The organism is Virgibacillus doumboii, from assembly GCF_902806455.1.
GTDB lineage: Bacteria > Bacillota > Bacilli > Bacillales > Amphibacillaceae > Lentibacillus > Lentibacillus doumboii.
Genome location: NZ_CADCWQ010000001.1, coordinates 1,092,136 through 1,109,109, shown reverse-complemented (window position 1 = coordinate 1,109,109; position 16,974 = coordinate 1,092,136). Strand labels below are relative to the sequence as shown.

The window sequence follows — 16,974 nt, the reverse complement described above, 5'->3', positions numbered from 1 at the left end:
AGAGACTAAAAAGGGATATCATATGTAATTTAACCCGAATCGCGCAAAACTAAACATTTCGGATTACCTCTTTGCAATTTTGTTATAACTAAACCAGGCAATCAATAAAATTAACATAATAACACTTGAGAAGATGTAGGCAACAGTGAGGTTAAAATGCTGAATAACAATATACGCCATTAAAGGCCCAAGTGCAGCACCAACATCAACTACAATTGTATGTAACGTGATTATTTTTATTGAGTTAGCCTCTCCGGCAGCATTGGTCGCTAATGTATCGGTCGTCGTTACGAACATGGTCGACATCAACTGGAAAATAAGAAGTAATAAAACCAATATCGTGAGTGTTTGCGTGAAGCCCATAAAAAATAGTAACATTCCACCCCCCACTAATGGAACGTATAAAAGTCTTATTTTTGATTTTGCACTATCCAAAACCTTCCCAAAATACGATGCGACAAAGGGATCCCAGCTCCATCGAACTGCCTGAATAACACCCGCAATTGTCGCGGCGCCAACTGTTACATTTAAAAATGTCCAATTTTCCGTAAAACTCCGGTCAATTAACTGGCTTAATGTTGCAGCAAAAAGCCCGAATACGATGAACCCCATCGTCAACCCCGTCAGCAGTACCATCCATACATAACTGGAAAGTGCATTTGTATTTATCGCATTCTTCCTGTCGCTGGTTTCCGAATGGACTTTTGGGACGAACAGGAATAAAAGCGGAAAAGCTGTAATCCCCATTGTTGCAAACAATGCAGTAACAAAAAATATCGATGTTTGATCAATAAGCAAACCGCCGCCAAACATTCCAACTAATCCACCCAGTCCCCACAAACCATTATACAATCCGACTAAATTTCCACGATTATTACTATCAGAAACTTCGATAACTGTTAAATAGCCGCCAAGTCTAAGAAACGACCATGCTATACCCCAAAGGATCCGCATTAGAAATAACAGCCAAAAATTTGTTAGAACTCCATATGAAAAAGTGGAAACAACCGCTAAAAATAAAGCAATCAATAAACCTGTACGCAGGCTGAAATACTTATAAAAAATTCCAATCAATGGATTCACAGGCAGTCGAATAAAGCGGTTGACCGAAAGCAGCACACCAATCTGCCATATTGCGGTTAACCCCATTTCTCTCCAATATACAGGTAGAACTATAAATAACATCGAATCTCCCAACACAGCCAGAGCAGTAAGCAACGCTATCCCAATTACTCTTTTCCTCGCACCCATTAGATTGTCCCCACTTTTAGTTTATTATTATAAGATTAGAATGGTAGCACACTGTATGTGAATGCGCAATGGCTTTTTGTTCGGGATATGTTCATACTCTTCTGCTGATGTTTGCGCTGTTCTGCCGATGTTTGCGCTGTTCTGCCGATGTTTTTCCTATTCTTCAGATATGACTGTTTCCTGTCTAATGATTCTTAGGTCTTGGCCTGATAGTTCCTGCTTTTCAATCGAAAATTTGCAAAAAAAGATCTCCACCGTGGGAGATCTTTATAGTTTTTCTTCAAATGTTCCTTCTGAAATAAATGTGTCGACTTCATTTCTGTCAGATGGTTTTTCACGCTCCTGTAACTTCTCGAGCAATGCCTCTTTTTCACCTTGAAAGCCAATGGCAACGATGGCGTGTACAGCATAATTTTCAGGAATTCCCAAAACTTCTTTTGCTTTCGTTTTATCAAATCCACCCATCGCATGTACAGCTAATCCTTTGCGTGCTGCCTCAAGAGCCAGATAACCCCATGCTGCACCTGTATCAAATGCATGTGTAGGATTAGTTCCACCCGTAGTTTTTGCATCCATTTTCGAAACGACGGCTGTCAAAACTGGCGCCTTTTTACACCATGCAACATTACCTTCGTTAATAAATGACAGAAATTTTTCCCGGTCCTTCTCTGTACGTGCAACTACAAACCGCCATGGCTGCATATTCGCAGCTGATGGTGCCCAACGTGCTGCTTCAAATAAACTGTGCAGTACATCGTCTGAAACTTCCTTATTTAAGAATGATCGTGGCGACCACCGTTTTATGTAAATTGGGTCAATATCATATGACACCTTTCGAAACTCTTTTACTTCATACATAGGTATTCCTCCTTGTTTTTTCTATGTTCGTTTTACATGTAAATACTCCGAAAGCTATTATACATTTTCTAAACATTATTGATAACCAATATGCTTCCATAAAAAAAGATCTACCCAACTGGATAGATCTTTCTGATTTTAATTATCGAATACGACGTACATGGCCGGAGAAGTGACTATTCCAGTAAGTATTGCTCATACTCGCAACTGCAACCCCGGTACTGCTCTGAGATCCAAGAAACTTGCCATTTCCAAGGTAGATTCCAACATGTCCGTTCGTTTTATACGTATTGAAGAATACCAGGTCACCAGGCTGAGCACTGCTGTATGGAATTCTTTTCCCAATAGAATCCAATGCTGATGTGCTTGATGGAATGGATACCCCCGCTTGTGCAAATGCCCATGATACAAACCCGGAGCAGTCAAATCCGCCTAGTCCTTTTCCGGCAATTACATAAGGTGTTCCAATCTGGGAATATCCTGCCTGAATTGCTGAACTGAAGCTGCCGCCTGAAGACTTGCTTAGCTGTGTCAGCTTACCACCATCAGATGATGATGAAGATGACCCATTTGAACTGTTGCTGGAAGAATTGCTATCAGGATTGCGGAGCTGACGTTCAATGGATGCCAAACTTCTGTCTTTATCCTCCAGATTATTCTTCATTCCTTTTAACTTCTGTTCTTTTTCTTTTAATATTTGCTTATCTTTTTCATTTTGTTGTTTTTGTGCCTGGATAGTTTCCTGCATACCTTCCAGTTCCACTTTCATATCTTTCAGTTCGGATAATCTTTTCTTCACTGCTTCCTGCTTCTCTTCCAATTGAGCTTTATCCTCTTTTTGGTTTTCCATCAGCTTTTCATCAGACTCAGCAATTTTCGTTACAGCTGACATCCGGCTAATCATGTCACCAAAGCTCTTGGAACCAAAAAGAACCTCAAGAAAGCTGATGTCCCCGCCGCTTTTTTGCAGGGATACGATCCGGTCTTTTAATATTTCCTTCCGCTTTTCTATTTTATCTTCCAATACGTTGATTTCTTCTTTTGTCTTTTCAACTTCCTGTTTGGAATCTTCTATTTTATTCTTCGTTTCTTTCATTTTCTCTTCGTTTGCTGCCAAAGCATTATTAACGTTTTCTATTTTTTCGTTTAACTTTTCCAACTCTACCATTACATCAGCTATTTTTTGCTCTGTTTCTGATAGATTTGATTGAACCGTTGAACGTTGTGACTGAATTTCCTGTATTGTGTCAGCATGGACAGAATTACTGAAAAAAGCACTTCCTAGAATAACCACACCAGCTGTGGCTATTGTACCTATCGTTTTTTTCAACTTTCTCTTCCCCGCTTCCATTTCACAACCGCAAAACGCCTTATATGTATTTATTCACGATTTACAAAGTAATTTGCAGTAATGTGATGTATTTTTAAAATCTATGTAATCTATCATTTTAGGTAATTCGTATTATATCATGTAAAAATGACATGAATATAATAGGAGTATTACAATTGTATTTCAAAAATGAAAGCGAAATTTTCATAAAAAAGGATAGGACATAACAAAAACGTACAGCATAAGAAACGTATAATGTACGGCAGATAAAGCGGAGGAAATATACGTAGACTCCTGCGGGAGAAAAGGCCAGTATGTTCGGACATTCTTTTTGATAAAAAACTTTTTCCCTGCCTTTTAATCAAACCATCCTTTCTTCTTAAACCAGAAAAACATTAATGTGCCAATGGCCAGCATAATAAACCATACGACAAAATACCCATATTTTTCATCCAATTCCGGCATAAACTCGAAATTCATGCCATATACGCCAACAATGAACGTCAGTGGCATAAAAATAACTGATATGACTGTCAGCATCTGCATGGTACGGTTCGTCTGGTGGGAGCTCAATGAAAGATAACTGTCACGGATATCCTGGGTCATTTCCCGGTTGGAGGCAATCATATCAGCAACCTTAATCAAATGGTCATGAATATCAACAAAGTACTCACGCCGGTCATCGATTCCTTCCAGATGATGCGTGTTCAATACACGGTATAACAGATCGCGCATCGGATGTACTGTCTGTCTGAGTTTAAGCAGTTCACCTCGTCGGTCAAATAGTTGTTCCAGCAATTGTTCCATAGATAATTGCTTTGTATTATCCTCAAGTTCATTTATATGATCCTCAATATCATATACAATTGGAAAATATTTATCGACGACATTATCCAACAACTGGTGAAATACAAAAAATTCATCCAGCTCCTCCTTATTATTTATACCGTTAAACATATTAAAGGCAGCATTAATCGAACCTGAAGCATGCGCATGAAATGTGACAATCCTATTTTTTTCAAGAAAGATATCAATTTCCTTTTTGGACAGATCCTCTTTATCAACTGCGTGAATAACAAAAAATGAATGGTTGTCATAATAATCAAGTTTCGGCCGCTGTAACTCATGCATGCAATCCTCCACCGCCAACGGATGGAAATGAAAATGAGATTCCAGCAAGGCAATTTCTTCCTGGGATGGTGCTTCAAAATCAACCCAGACCCAAGAAAAATGTTGTTTCCTTAAATCTTCCATGGTCAAATTTATAACTATCTCGTTGTCGTTTGTTTGTGCCACAATGCGTATCATGTAATTTTCCTTTCCTCATGCTACCTTACTTTTCCCAAACCACCTTTGATTAAACAAAAAACACCCCCGCAAATGGAGGGTGTCGTAATTATCAGGATGTAAATTGTTCCGTTTCGGTGGATCCTGCCAATGCCCCGGTTGAAGATGTACCACCTGAAATCACCTGAGCCACTTCATCAAAATAACCTGTGCCAACTTCGCGCTGGTGCCGGGTAGCACTATAGCCATCAATTTCACTTGCGAATTCCGCCTGCTGCAATTCGGAGTATGCAGCCATTCCATGCTCTTTATACTTCCTGGCCAGGTCAAACATGCTGTGGTTCAAGGCGTGGAACCCTGCTAATGTTACAAACTGGAACTTATATCCCATGCGTCCAAGCTCTTTCTGAAAGTCAGCAATTTCCTGGTCCGACAGTTTCCTTTTCCAGTTAAAGGACGGGGAGCAATTGTAAGCCAACAGTTTTCCCGGATATTTTTCGTGAATTGCATCCGCAAACCGTTGTGCTTCTTCCAAATTCGGCTCTGAAGTCTCGCACCAGATCAGGTCTGCATATGGTGCGTATGCCAATCCTCGGGCAATTGCCTGATCCAACCCGGCTTTTGTTTTGAAAAATCCTTCCGCTGTTCGTTCACCGGTTAAAAACGATACATCATACGGATCAACATCACTTGTAATCATATCAGCCGCATTGGCATCTGTTCTTGCAATAATTAGCGTTGACGTTCCCATGACATCTGCTGCGAATCTGGCGGAAATCAGATTACGAACCACTGTCTGTGCTGGAAGTAATACTTTCCCGCCCAAATGCCCGCATTTTTTTTCTGATGAAAGCTGATCTTCAAAGTGAACTGCTGAGGCACCGGCTTCAATCATTGCCTTCATTAACTCAAATACATTCAACTGTCCGCCAAATCCGGCTTCCGCATCAGCAACGATTGGTGCAAACCAATCCGTCGAATCATCACCTTCTGCATAATGAATCTGATCCGTACGCTGTAATGCCTGATTAATTCGTTTCACCACATTAGGAACGCTGTTTACCGGGTAGAGACTTTGATCAGGATACATCTGTCCTGCCATGTTGGCATCTGCAGCTACCTGCCAGCCGCTCAGGTATATCGCCTTTAACCCCGCCTTCACCTGTTGAACCGCTTGATTACCAGTTAATGCACCCAATGCATTCACATAGTCGTCACCATTAACAAGCTTCCACAATTTCTCTGCACCTTTTTTTGCAAGGGTGTGTTCTATGTCAATTGACCCCCGTAGTCGTACGACATCCTCCGCCGTGTATGGACGCTCCACATTCACCCAACGAATAGCGTTATCCCACTCCTGTTGAATCATTTCGACACGATTTCTCTCCATTTTATTTTCCCCCTTCAATTAATTTGTCGTATGCCGGTAACGTAAGAAATTCCTGAAATTCATCATGGTTAACAAGATCCCTGAAAATTTCCACCGCTTCGGTATATCGTTCATCCATTTCCTCCCGCAAAATACGATCAACCATCTCCATTGTTACCTTCCGACCATCGTCAAGAACCCCTTCTGGATGGCGGACCCATTGCCATACCTGCGCCCGGGAAATCTCTGCTGTGGCAGCATCTTCCATTAAATGGTTGATTGGAACAGCACCATTTCCCCTAAGCCAAGCAGCAATATACTGAATTCCCACAATTATATTTGTTCGCAGGCCTGATTCGGTTATTTTTCCTGAAGGCAATTCCAGTAAGTCTTTATTTGTGACATGAACATCATTCCGCTGTCTATCAATCTGGTTGGCTGCAGGCATCTTTCTATCAAAAATATCTTTGACATGCTGGACCATCCCCGGATGTGCAACCCATGTACCGTCATGACCATCGTTCACCTCACGTTCCTTATCAGCACGCACTTTGGAAAAAGCTGCTTTATTTGCTTTTTCATCGTTTTTGACCGGTATTTGGGCAGCCATCCCGCCAATTGCCGGTGCTCCCCGCTTGTGGCAGGTCTTAATTGCCAGTAATGAATATGCCCGCATAAATGGCACTTCCATTGTCACAGATGCCCGGTCAGGCAAAATAACCTCCGGATGCTTTTGATACTTTTTAATAAAACTGAAAATATAGTCCCAGCGGCCACAGTTTAAACCTGCTGAATGTTCGCGTAACTCATATAATATTTCATCCATTTCAAATACTGCTGTTATTGTTTCAATGAGAACGGTTGCTTTAATCGTACCTGGTTCCAGCCCAAGCTCCTGTTGCGCGAAAAGAAATACATCATTCCAGAGCCGTGCTTCCAGATGGTTTTCCAGTTTCGGCAAATAAAAATACGGTCCAGTACCCCGACTCAATATCTCTGGCATTATGAAAAAAATACAATCCGAAATCTATTAAACTGGCAGAAACAGGCTTCCCTTTAATGGTTATATTTCGCTCATCCAGGTGCCAGCCACGCGGTCTTACCATTAAAACAGCAGTATTTTCGTTTAATTTATATGACTTCCCATTATCACCATGAAAATCAATTTCCCGTCGGATGGCATCCTTTAAGTTAATTTGCCCGTTAATTACATTACTCCAAGTAGGTGAGGTCGCATCTTCAAAATCCGCCATGAACGTCTTTGCACCTGAATTAAGCGCATTAATCACCATTTTCCGGTCAACCGGCCCGGTAATTTCAACTCGCCGGTCCTTTAAATCCTCCGGCAGTGATGCAACCGTCCATTCTCTTTCACGAATTTCCGCGGTTTCGCCCAGAAAAACCAATTCTTTCCCTTTATTCAATTGTTCCTGCAGATGTGCCCGTATCTTTAATAAACTTCTTCGGCGTTCATCAAATTGATTATGAAGCTTTACGATGAATTCCAGTGCATCCTCGGTCAGCACTTCATCAAACCGTTCACTAATTTGATTGGTAATTTGTACATCATCATTTTTTGTTAACATGTTCCCTCCGCCCTTCTATTGTTATAATACATAAGTAATTATTATATATTGTTATATAACAATATGTGCAAAAAAATTTACTCCTCCTTTTTTGATAGACAATAATCACATTCCAGCACATAGTTGCGATTGTCTACCTGATTCCCACATTCAGGACAAATCGTTCTTTCCAATTTTTTCACCTCCACTTATATATAACAGATATAAATAATTTATTATTGTTATAATACAGTCTATGCGAATAATTATAAAAATGCAACCTTTTTTTATAAAAATTTTGCAAATGCGATCAACTATGGAAAAATAAGATGTGGAATATATTTTGGAGTTGAAGGATATGAAGTACTTGAAAATCGCCGGGAGCCGGGTTGTAAAAACAGGGGTATCAATATTTATTACTGCCTGGATTTGTGTACTGCTTGACTGGCCGCCCGTGTTCGCCGTGATAACAGCCATTGTAACAATCGAACCAACTGTTTCTGACTCGATTAAAAAAGGTGTGGTACGTTTTCCAGCATCTGCTATCGGGTCGGCATATGCAGTATTTTTCATATCTGTTTTTGGTAATTCGCCACTTACATATACCCTGGCAGCTGTATTTACGATTGCCACATGCTTTAAATTAAAACTGCATGCCGGATTACTTGTTGCAACACTTACCGCTGTTGCCATGGTCGAGGTAATTCACAGTAATTATTTAATTTCATTTTTTATCAGACTTGGGACGACAACTACCGGGTTAGTTGTTTCTACTGTTGTAAACATGTTTGTTTTACCGCCGGACTACACGGAGGAAATCATTCGGAACATTAAAGGGATACGACAGCGAACAGGACAAGCCATCGAAAAGGTTTTCCGTGATATTCTTGAAGAAAGCGACGAAAACCAAAACAGCGACCAGAATAGGCTTAATCAGCTGAACAAAACCATACAGCAGACCGATACATTGATTCGCTTTCAACGTGAAGAAACCAAATATCATCCGCTTGTCGGAAGTGAACAGACACAGTTTAAGTCGGCTCAAAATCATATAAAGAGACTGCGGCTTATCCATTATCACCTGAATAATTTAATCAATACGCCTCTTCAACGTATTTCATGGTCACTGGAGGAGCGAACGATAATCCTTAAGGCGATAACTGATCTTGCACAGTCGCTGAAAAACGAAAAATACTACTCGCCTGACAAGCACCAAGAGGATTTGCGGCAGTTAACAGAGATATTTTGGGATGATAATGAGGAGATTACAAAAAAGAATGATGAACATCCGACCAGGTTCCCGCCGGAATTAATTATTTTATATGAACTTGTCTCCATTTATAATCTGGTTGAAAGATATTACAAAAAGCCACAGTGATTGTGGCTTTTTTCATGGAAAATAGTACTTCCGCTATTATTCTTTCACCAGATTATGATTAAACGCATAAATTACCGCCTGTGTCCGGTCCTGTACTTCCAGCTTCCCTAAAATATTGCTGACATGCACTTTGACCGTTTTTAGAGCAATAAATAGTTCATCCGCTATTTCCTGGTTTGACTTTCCCTGGGCAACAAGCATAAGTATTTCCGTTTCCCTGTCAGTTAATTGGTCATGAAGATTTTCAACAGGTTTTTCTCGCATCCGATTCATAATTTTTCCTGTTACTTCAGGCTCCAAAATCGACTGTCCTTCATGTGTAGCCCGAATTGCATCAGCAATTTCGTTTGCCTTTGACGTTTTCAACATGTAGCTTGTCGCGCCTGCTTCAAGTGCCGGATATACTTTTTCATCATCCAGAAAGCTGGTCACAACGATTATTTTAGCTTCAGGCCACTGTTCAATAATCTTCTTCGTCGCCTCAATTCCATCCATTTCTTTCATTACCAGGTCCATCAGAATGATATCAGGTTTAAGCTCCAAAGCAAGCCGGACAGCATCCCCGCCATCATCAGCTTCGGCAACTACATCGATATCGGGCTGGGATGATAAATAGGCTGTCACACCAATTCGTACCATCTCATGATCATCGGCAAATAATACATTAATCAAGACTTTCACCTTCTTTTTTCATCGTTGGGACTTTAACCTCCAACCGTGTTCCTTCATCAGGCAGGCTGATCACTTTACATGTTCCTCCTATTTCAAAAGCCCGTTCGCGCATGTTTTGCAGGCCATACGAACTTGTTCTGACGTTTTCCATATCAAAACCAACACCATTATCCACTGTCCGTAATATGATTGTTTCATCCCGCTCAATCAGCATTACATGAAGGGTTGAGGCTTTCGCATGACGGAGTGTGTTTGAAACCGACTCCTGCAAAATACGGAATAACTGATCCTCCACACCCTTATCAATTGAAAATTCCTCAAGCTTTGAATCGATTTCCATCGGTACTTTTTGGGTTAATTCAGCCAACAGTTCTTTGGTTCCTTCCTGCAATGACTTACCTTTCAGTGCTACCGGCCGTAAATGAAGCAGGAGAGCACGCATCTCCAGTTGTGATTGATGGATCATTTTTTCCACCATCTGCATTTGTTGTTTCAAAGAATCATCTTCAGGAGGATTGGATTCATTGATTGCTGACATCATCATGGACGCTGCAAACAACTGCTGACTGACAGAATCATGCAATTCCCTTGCCAGACGGTTTCTCTCCTGAACTACAATCTCCTGTAAACTTTTTTCCCTCTCATTCGCTCGTTCTGTAGCAAGGCGCTGTGCATTTTCCGTTTGTATTCGTATTTTTTCCTGGATTTGCTCCATGTGCTGATGAATCTTACTCAGCTCTTTGTACGGCTCGTCGTCGTCCGAAATCTTTTGACCTTTTACAATTTCATCCAAATGTCTGGAAACCTGTTGAAGCCGCTGCCGCCAATACCATCCGGTTGTAATACCAATAATTGCACCGGCGACTACCGGAATACTGACAACAAACACATAAAACGGAATATCATATAATGTTTTTTTCAAAAGCAGTGACCAGTCATCCAACGGGAATGCGATGAATGTTACCCCGATCATTACCAGAGTAATCAATAAACTGAACAATATCGCAGTGAAAACATGACGCAGAATTGGACTCATATCCGTTTCACCTCGATATCCCCGGAAATTACGGATGTTACAATTTTCACCCGTGGAAAAGCAGTATCATAATTTTTCGTTTGATATAAAAGCGATTGATTTATTAGCTTCCAATTTTGTTCTCCTAAAATATGTGCCCTTCCAAAAATGGAACTGTGATGTACGCTCACTTCCACCTCGTACGGAATGTAGACTACGATATTACCAACCATATGGCGAATGGAAATGACCGCTGTATCATTCGGAAGAACGGTGTTGCTTAAATCAATTACCCGGTCACCAAATGCTCCGTGAATATTAATATCCCGCCATTGATAGGCTGTATCTGAAGTATTCTGATCGCCAAAAATCTTATGGTCAAATAACGGTTTAACCTGAGTGACTGGATCCATGTTGATGACTTCACGGGGGAGTTCAGGATGGATACGCTCCGCTTCCTGCTTGGATTTTGAATAGTTAATGAGAAATATAACGATAGCTGCCAGAATTAAAAAGCGGACTGCCAGCATATTCAATATGGCAAAAATGAGCCCGACAACACCAAGCCAGAATAAAATCTTGCCCCAAAGATGAGTGAATTTTTTCCAGCCGATATAAATCATAAATCCCGAAAATAACGCCGATACGATCATCCCACCATGAAAAAAAGCAATTTCTATTACAAAAAGAATCACTCCAATAATCAATATCCAGTTGAACGTATCTGTCGACAAACGTTGAAACATGAAGTGATCCCCTTTCTCTATTATGTAGAATAGACGCAGAACAACTGCGCCTGTTCACAAGTATATCATTTTTTTGCAGGTTGCTGTATAAGGGCGCCAGCTTTATTTTTAGTTAGCCTTCTCCTGCATTTCTTTTTCCAGCTTGGCTATTTTACTGTCGAATGTACTTCGGTAAAAAGCACTGTTTACTTTGTATTCCAGGCCCTCGATGTATTGCTCCATTTCATCGAACTTCGAAAATGATTTTTCTGATGTTTCATCAACAACTTTATTGATTTGATGATTCGCATGTGCAATATTTTCCCGGCCCATCAGTTCCATCCGGCGTAAATGCATATCCTTCAATTTGTGCTTCATTTCTTCGTATTTTTGTTCCAGTGTTTCCAGTTGCTGAACCGCTTCTTCACGGGATGCTTTCATCCGGTCTGCACGAACCTGATATTCCTCATGTTCTTTCATCGCAAATTCCTGCATTTGTTCTTCACCGGCCTTTTCAGCAACGCCGGCCTGCTTCAATCTTTTATCGGCCATATCCTGGGCTTTATGATATTCCCTTGTGAATTCATCCCTGAGCTTGTACTGACGCTCGATCAATCTGCGTACTTTATCCTTTTCCTGCTCACTTTGGCGTAAATATTGATTTAACGCTGAAATCGGATTACGCTGCTCTTTCTGGTCCATCATATGATGAAGGTCAGCTGATACCGAATCCTTAATACGGGTAAATATATTCGTCATTATAAATCGCTCCTTTTTATTTTATCTGTTGATTTCTGCCCATTGTCGCTCAAAATTTGTAAACGGATCATTATCTTCCACTACTTGTCCAACTGGATCACTGTCTTCTTGCTTCCAGCTCTTATAAATCAGGTACAGCACATATGCTGCCGCAACTCCGATTACTGCATAAATGTTGGATAGCCCAATACCAAGTACAAACAATCCTGCTATTATCCAGCCGATTTTTCCGGCTGTGGAATCACTTTTGACAAATTGTTTAAAGATGACATACAGCAGCCAAACACTGAGCCCCAGCAAAATCATAGGTCCGAGGTTCGCGAGCAAAATAAAAAATGTAATCAGCCCACCGACAAACAACATAAATTTCTTCATGTATCCCGCCTCCTTTCTTACATTCATCATACCGAGTTGGGTGATTCTCCGTAATGATCCAGAGCCATATTTTGGACTAGGACCTGAGGCGTATTTTTCGAGGATAAGTTGGTATAAAAGGGGTGACATTAATGTGGAGAGTTTTAAATATATACAAAAGCGGAAAAATAACCTTCCTATATTGATGAGTTACCGTTTTTCCGATTTCAAGCTTCGTTCGGGCACTCATGGCCTCAATGAGTTACCGTTTTCCCGATTTCAAACTTCATTCGGGCACTCATGGCCTTGATGAGTTACCGTTATTTCGATTTCAAGCTTCATTCGGTAACTCATAACTTTTAGAATGCTTCTTTATATTCAAACCTTTAATATCCTTAAAAAAATCAATAAAAACAGCAGGAAAATTTACATGAAATTTTCCTGCTTTCAATATGAGTTCGTTTTTAAAAATAACTTCAGTTCATTGATAAGCTTTAATATTCAACATTTCATCCAACCCGACGATTTCAAAATTCCTTCCCTGCAATGATTCAATAATAGCGGGAAGTGCCTCTTTCGTCGCCGTACGTCCGGCATTGGAATGCATCAAAATAATATCACCGTTTCGGATATTGTCTACTACGTTATTAACAATATTTTGCGATTCTTTTTGTGACCAGTCCAATGTATCTATTGACCACAGCACAATCGAATAGCCATTATTTTTCGCTATCAATGCAACACGCTCATCAGTCTCGCCATATGGTGTCCGGATTATGGCAGGCTTTACTCCGATTGCCGACTCAATTGCCTTTTCGGTCCTTTCGATTTCTGATAAAATCTGCTCTTTACCCATAGTTGTTAAATCTGTGTGTGTGAAACCATGACTTAAGACCAGGTTGCCTTTCTCAAACGCTTTTTCAACAATTCCAGGATGCTGCTCAACTTTCCGTCCTTCAAAAAAGAAATTACCTGTGACGTTATAATCGGAAAGTATGTCAACAATAGCCGGGGTAATGTCATCATCCGGTCCATCGTCAAAAGTTAACGCGACCATTTTCTTATCCGGGCCATTTGTGTAAACATGATTCTGTTCCTGTGCAAAATTAATAATCTGCTTACGCCAGTTTTTCATGTTCTGCCATCCCTCTTCGGAAAGCTGATTTGATTTCCCTTTAATGTCCAGCACATAATCTGATTGTGCTTCTTCCTGATTGATTACCGAGATGTGATGAACATTTTCACTGCCATTTCGAAAAATAAACTTCAGCGCAATTGGATTCAGGTTGAAAGCTACTATCTGATCCTCCCTGTAGCTGGTAACTTCATCCGGCTCACCCAAAGCATTTTTCACCTCACCGATGGTCAACGCCTGAATATCTTCTGCATCAGACCGAACGTCAAATATCTGTCCGGATTTGTTATAACCAAACGTAATGTTTCGTTGTGCATACGTGGCATACATTCCTTCACCTGCATTATCCACACGGTCCGGTTCTCCCCATTCTGCTTTAACTTCGACAATCGTGCTGTTAATCGCATTAAATCTGCTTGACGGAACGAGCCCCTGCTCAGCTTTATTAAATACATCGCCGGCATCCAGAATCTGATCCGGACCTTCCTTCGTATCCAGTCCAATCTGATTTTCAGGTGACTTTTCAGCAGTTTTTTCAGAATCACAGGCTGCTGTGAAAACCAGTAAAAAAATTATTATCAATAATTTTAGTTGACGCAATTTCTCCACCTACACTATTTCAGCTACTTTGCCAAGAACTGTTTGTATTTCTTCTTTCGTCACATCAAAATGTGTTACAAAACGAACTGTATTTGGACCAAACGGCACTGCAAGCACCTCGGCTTCCTTCAACCTCTCTAACAACTGTGTAGCCGTCAAGCCCACTCCTTCCGTATTAACGAGCACTATATTCGTGTCTACATTATTTTCAACCGTTAAGCCGTTAATCTCGTTAAGCCCGGATGCCAGCACTCGCGCATTTTCATGATCTTCTTCCAAACGGTCAACCATCTTCCGCAGTGCAACAAGTCCTGGTGCAGCGATAATCCCTGCCTGACGCAATCCGCCGCCAAGACGTTTCCGCCATTTGCGGGCACGTTGAATAAAAGCTTCTGTTCCCGCTATAATCGAGCCAACGGGTGCCCCCAGCCCTTTCGATAAGCAAAACTGGACTGAATCCGTATATGCCGCATATTCTTTTACATTAATTCCAGTGGCCACAGATGCATTAAACAATCGTGCTCCATCAAGATGAACAGGAATCCCATTCTCCGAAGCCACTTCATATGTCTCTTTCACTTTTTCAAGGGGGACAACAGCTCCACCTGCACGGTTGTGGGTATTTTCCAGGCAAATAAGTCCCGTTTCAGGGAAATGAACGTCATTTCCACGAATAACCGATTCGACTTCTATAGGATCCATCACCCCATTTTGTCCCTTAACCGTGCGTGGCTGGACACCGGCTAGTGCTGAAATGGACGCACCTTCATAAATAAAAATATGGGATTCCGCTTCCAATATAATTTCCTGCCCCTTCTGGCAATGAGTCAGCACAGCAATCTGATTCCCCTGTGTTCCACTTGGGACGAACATGGCTACTTCTTTTCCAAGCATAGAAGCGGCCAGTTGCTCCAGTTCATTCAGCGTCGGGTCTTCTCCGTATACATCATCCCCGACTTCCGCTTCAAATGCAGCTCGTCTCATTTTCTGTGTTGGTTTAGTTACTGTATCACTCCGTAAATCAATCATCGTTTCCCCTCCATCATTTCCTCTGCTATTAATTCATATGACCTCAACCGTGCCTTATAACTGTGCGTAATCGTGACAACCATTATTTCATCTGTATCATACCTTGCCTGCAATTGTTCTAATTGTTGACGAACTTCCCGTGGGTTGCCAACAATCATTTTTTGCTTCATTCGTGAGACAGTTTCCAATTCTTCCTCTGAAAAAGAATATACTTTGGAAGCATCAACTGAAGGAACCTTTCCATCCCCTTCTCCTTTCGCACGCTGGACATTCCATAATTGGCTGCTTAAGGCCAGCTCCTGAGCTTCTTCCGTTGTTTCAGCACATACAGCAGACACGGTTACAATCGTTTTGGATCCACTTTCTTTATATTTTTTCACAATCGATGGCCCGTCCGCATCACTCATAAAATGGCCAAAAACATATGGCAATCCTTTTTCGACAGCTAAATCAGCACTTTTTTCACTCGTTCCCAACAGCCATGTTTCCGGTGAGACTGCAGGGACCGGCGATGGATTTATTTTTGCATACATATTCTCTTCAGAAAAATCATTGTGTAAAAACTGTAACAATTCATCAAGCTTCTCAGGCATCTGCTTTACGTTTTCTAAAAAATTTCCTGAAAGTGCCATCGATGCCTCTGCAGACCCTCCCGGCGCACGTCCGATACCCAAATCAACCCGACCCGGATATAAGGTTGCAAGCAGATTATACGTTTCTGCCACCTTGTAAGGTTTATAATGCGGCAAAAGCACAGCACCTGCACCAATCCGAATGCGCTCCGTCTGTGAACCGACAATTCCCAGCATCACATCAGGATTGGGACATGCCAGACCGGTAAGATCATGATGCTCCGCCATCCAATACCTTGTGTATCCAATTTTGTCAGCCGCTTTTGCCAGTTCAACCGACGCCTGCAGAGCCTCCTGTGGTGATTTGCCGGATGAAATAGGTGACTGATCCAATATACTGAGTTTCATGTCAGAATCACTCCTTTCTTTCATCTTCCGCCATCTCATCTACCAGATTTTCAGCAGCTCTGCGATAAAAATTACTCATATTCGTTAAAACGGTAACCATTAATAACTGCTCCAGGTACTCGCTGTCTTTATCATCCAGTTTCTCTACTTCATTCGCCACTTCATTCTTATGTTCCTGGATATTTTCCTTAAACATCCCGACATTGTTTTCATCCAACTGGAGATAACGGTTATAAAGATTTTTTAAATCAAATTCGTCATCCGTTACTTTTTTATTTAATTGGTCCAATGTCTGCTTCACATCGTTAATCGATAGTGCACCTTTCATCTGGTAAATCATGCTGATAAGAATTAAATGATCTTTCGAGTATTTTTTATTATTAATCGGAAAAAATAATTTCCCCTTTGCATAGTTATTAATCATCGTTTTCGTCAGAACTTTTTCATCGTCATTTCGTCTGGAATTCGCAAATTTTTTTTCAAATAATTGGATAACCTGATCCATATACAAATTTAAATCCGGTATTTCATCCAAAGATAAACGGGTATCCAAATGCATATTTTCTATAATCTCTTCCAATTTTTTCATAATAAAACTCCAATTCGCTGCATTTTACTTTATTATAATGCAGGAATATTCCAAAGTAAATATTGACTACTTGTTCTG

The 16,974-nt window shown here is 40.9% G+C and carries 15 protein-coding genes and 1 pseudogene; 1 reads left to right on the top strand and 15 read right to left on the bottom strand.

The features are described 5' to 3' along the window. Positions 1–63: 63 nt before the first annotated feature. The 6 genes and pseudogenes from G6R02_RS05235 to aceB all read right to left on the bottom strand — a co-directional run bounded on the left by G6R02_RS05235 (position 64) and on the right by aceB (position 7,681). Complete coding sequence (locus G6R02_RS05235) at positions 64–1,251, bottom strand: MFS transporter (protein ID WP_164668188.1); 1,188 nt, start codon at positions 1,249–1,251, stop codon at positions 64–66. 267 nt (positions 1,252–1,518) lie between these two features. Continuing rightward, complete coding sequence (locus G6R02_RS05230; RefSeq protein WP_164668187.1) at positions 1,519–2,109, bottom strand: nitroreductase family protein; 591 nt, start codon at positions 2,107–2,109, stop codon at positions 1,519–1,521. Positions 2,110–2,251: 142 nt separating this feature from the next. After that, positions 2,252–3,439 (bottom strand): C40 family peptidase, encoded by a 1,188-nt coding sequence (locus G6R02_RS05225; RefSeq protein WP_205520062.1) that lies wholly within the window; start codon positions 3,437–3,439, stop codon positions 2,252–2,254. 357 nt (positions 3,440–3,796) lie between these two features. Beyond that, entirely contained in the window at positions 3,797–4,747 is a 951-nt protein-coding gene (gene corA, locus G6R02_RS05220) for a magnesium/cobalt transporter CorA (protein ID WP_164668185.1), read from the bottom strand. A 91-nt stretch (positions 4,748–4,838) separates the two neighbouring features. Continuing rightward, positions 4,839–6,116, bottom strand: coding sequence for an isocitrate lyase (aceA, locus tag G6R02_RS05215; RefSeq protein ID WP_164668184.1), 1,278 nt, complete (start codon positions 6,114–6,116; stop codon positions 4,839–4,841). A gap of 1 nt (position 6,117) precedes the next feature. Beyond that, positions 6,118–7,681: pseudogene (gene aceB / locus G6R02_RS05210) on the bottom strand (malate synthase A). Positions 7,682–8,018: 337 nt separating this feature from the next. On the opposite strand from aceB, the gene G6R02_RS05205 reads away from it, so the two are divergent. After that, on the top strand, positions 8,019–9,038 hold the full coding sequence (locus G6R02_RS05205; protein WP_164668183.1) for an FUSC family protein: 1,020 nt from the start codon (positions 8,019–8,021) through the stop codon (positions 9,036–9,038). A 36-nt stretch (positions 9,039–9,074) separates the two neighbouring features. On the opposite strand, the gene G6R02_RS05200 is transcribed toward G6R02_RS05205, so the two are convergent. The 9 genes from G6R02_RS05200 to G6R02_RS05160 form a co-directional block, all read right to left on the bottom strand. Beyond that, positions 9,075–9,710, bottom strand: a complete 636-nt coding sequence (locus G6R02_RS05200; protein ID WP_164668182.1) for a response regulator — start codon at positions 9,708–9,710, stop codon at positions 9,075–9,077. Further along, positions 9,703–10,746 carry a sensor histidine kinase gene (locus G6R02_RS05195; RefSeq protein WP_164668181.1) on the bottom strand — a complete coding sequence of 348 codons (1,044 nt, stop codon included), beginning with the start codon at positions 10,744–10,746 and terminating at the stop codon, positions 9,703–9,705. The genes G6R02_RS05200 and G6R02_RS05195 overlap by 8 nt, the downstream gene beginning before the upstream one ends. Further along, positions 10,743–11,471 carry a cell wall-active antibiotics response protein LiaF gene (gene liaF / locus G6R02_RS05190; RefSeq protein WP_164668180.1) on the bottom strand — a complete coding sequence of 243 codons (729 nt, stop codon included), beginning with the start codon at positions 11,469–11,471 and terminating at the stop codon, positions 10,743–10,745. The genes G6R02_RS05195 and liaF overlap by 4 nt, the downstream gene beginning before the upstream one ends. 108 nt (positions 11,472–11,579) lie before the next feature. Further along, positions 11,580–12,209: a PspA/IM30 family protein gene (locus tag G6R02_RS05185; protein WP_164668179.1), complete on the bottom strand. Its 630-nt coding sequence runs from the start codon at positions 12,207–12,209 to the stop codon at positions 11,580–11,582. A 21-nt stretch (positions 12,210–12,230) separates the two neighbouring features. After that, entirely contained in the window at positions 12,231–12,584 is a 354-nt protein-coding gene (locus tag G6R02_RS05180) for a lmo0954 family membrane protein (protein ID WP_164668178.1), read from the bottom strand. A gap of 460 nt (positions 12,585–13,044) precedes the next feature. Continuing rightward, complete coding sequence (locus G6R02_RS05175; protein WP_164668177.1) at positions 13,045–14,298, bottom strand: polysaccharide deacetylase family protein; 1,254 nt, start codon at positions 14,296–14,298, stop codon at positions 13,045–13,047. 9 nt (positions 14,299–14,307) lie between these two features. Then, complete coding sequence (gene ltaE / locus G6R02_RS05170; RefSeq protein WP_164668176.1) at positions 14,308–15,327, bottom strand: low-specificity L-threonine aldolase; 1,020 nt, start codon at positions 15,325–15,327, stop codon at positions 14,308–14,310. After that, positions 15,324–16,307: an LLM class flavin-dependent oxidoreductase gene (locus tag G6R02_RS05165; RefSeq protein WP_164668175.1), complete on the bottom strand. Its 984-nt coding sequence runs from the start codon at positions 16,305–16,307 to the stop codon at positions 15,324–15,326. Before G6R02_RS05165 ends, ltaE begins: the two co-directional genes overlap by 4 nt. A 7-nt stretch (positions 16,308–16,314) precedes the next feature. Continuing rightward, positions 16,315–16,896 (bottom strand): DUF1836 domain-containing protein, encoded by a 582-nt coding sequence (locus G6R02_RS05160; RefSeq protein ID WP_164668174.1) that lies wholly within the window; start codon positions 16,894–16,896, stop codon positions 16,315–16,317. Positions 16,897–16,974 lie beyond the last annotated feature (78 nt).

Excerpts from the sequence above, each read along its gene's own strand:
- G6R02_RS05160 (WP_164668174.1), bottom strand. The coding sequence starts at position 16,896 with ATGAAAAAATTGGAAGAGATTATAGAAAATATGCATTTGGATACCCGT.
- corA (WP_164668185.1), bottom strand. The coding sequence starts at position 4,747 with ATGATACGCATTGTGGCACAAACAAACGACAACGAGATAGTTATAAAT.
- G6R02_RS05205 (WP_164668183.1), top strand. The coding sequence starts at position 8,019 with ATGAAGTACTTGAAAATCGCCGGGAGCCGGGTTGTAAAAACAGGGGTA.
- aceA (WP_164668184.1), bottom strand. The coding sequence starts at position 6,116 with ATGGAGAGAAATCGTGTCGAAATGATTCAACAGGAGTGGGATAACGCT.
- G6R02_RS05235 (WP_164668188.1), bottom strand. The coding sequence starts at position 1,251 with ATGGGTGCGAGGAAAAGAGTAATTGGGATAGCGTTGCTTACTGCTCTG.
- G6R02_RS05230 (WP_164668187.1), bottom strand. The coding sequence starts at position 2,109 with ATGTATGAAGTAAAAGAGTTTCGAAAGGTGTCATATGATATTGACCCA.
- G6R02_RS05165 (WP_164668175.1), bottom strand. The coding sequence starts at position 16,307 with ATGAAACTCAGTATATTGGATCAGTCACCTATTTCATCCGGCAAATCA.
- G6R02_RS05180 (WP_164668178.1), bottom strand. The coding sequence starts at position 12,584 with ATGAAGAAATTTATGTTGTTTGTCGGTGGGCTGATTACATTTTTTATT.
- G6R02_RS05185 (WP_164668179.1), bottom strand. The coding sequence starts at position 12,209 with ATGACGAATATATTTACCCGTATTAAGGATTCGGTATCAGCTGACCTT.
- ltaE (WP_164668176.1), bottom strand. The coding sequence starts at position 15,327 with ATGATTGATTTACGGAGTGATACAGTAACTAAACCAACACAGAAAATG.
- liaF (WP_164668180.1), bottom strand. The coding sequence starts at position 11,471 with ATGTTTCAACGTTTGTCGACAGATACGTTCAACTGGATATTGATTATT.
- G6R02_RS05195 (WP_164668181.1), bottom strand. The coding sequence starts at position 10,746 with ATGAGTCCAATTCTGCGTCATGTTTTCACTGCGATATTGTTCAGTTTA.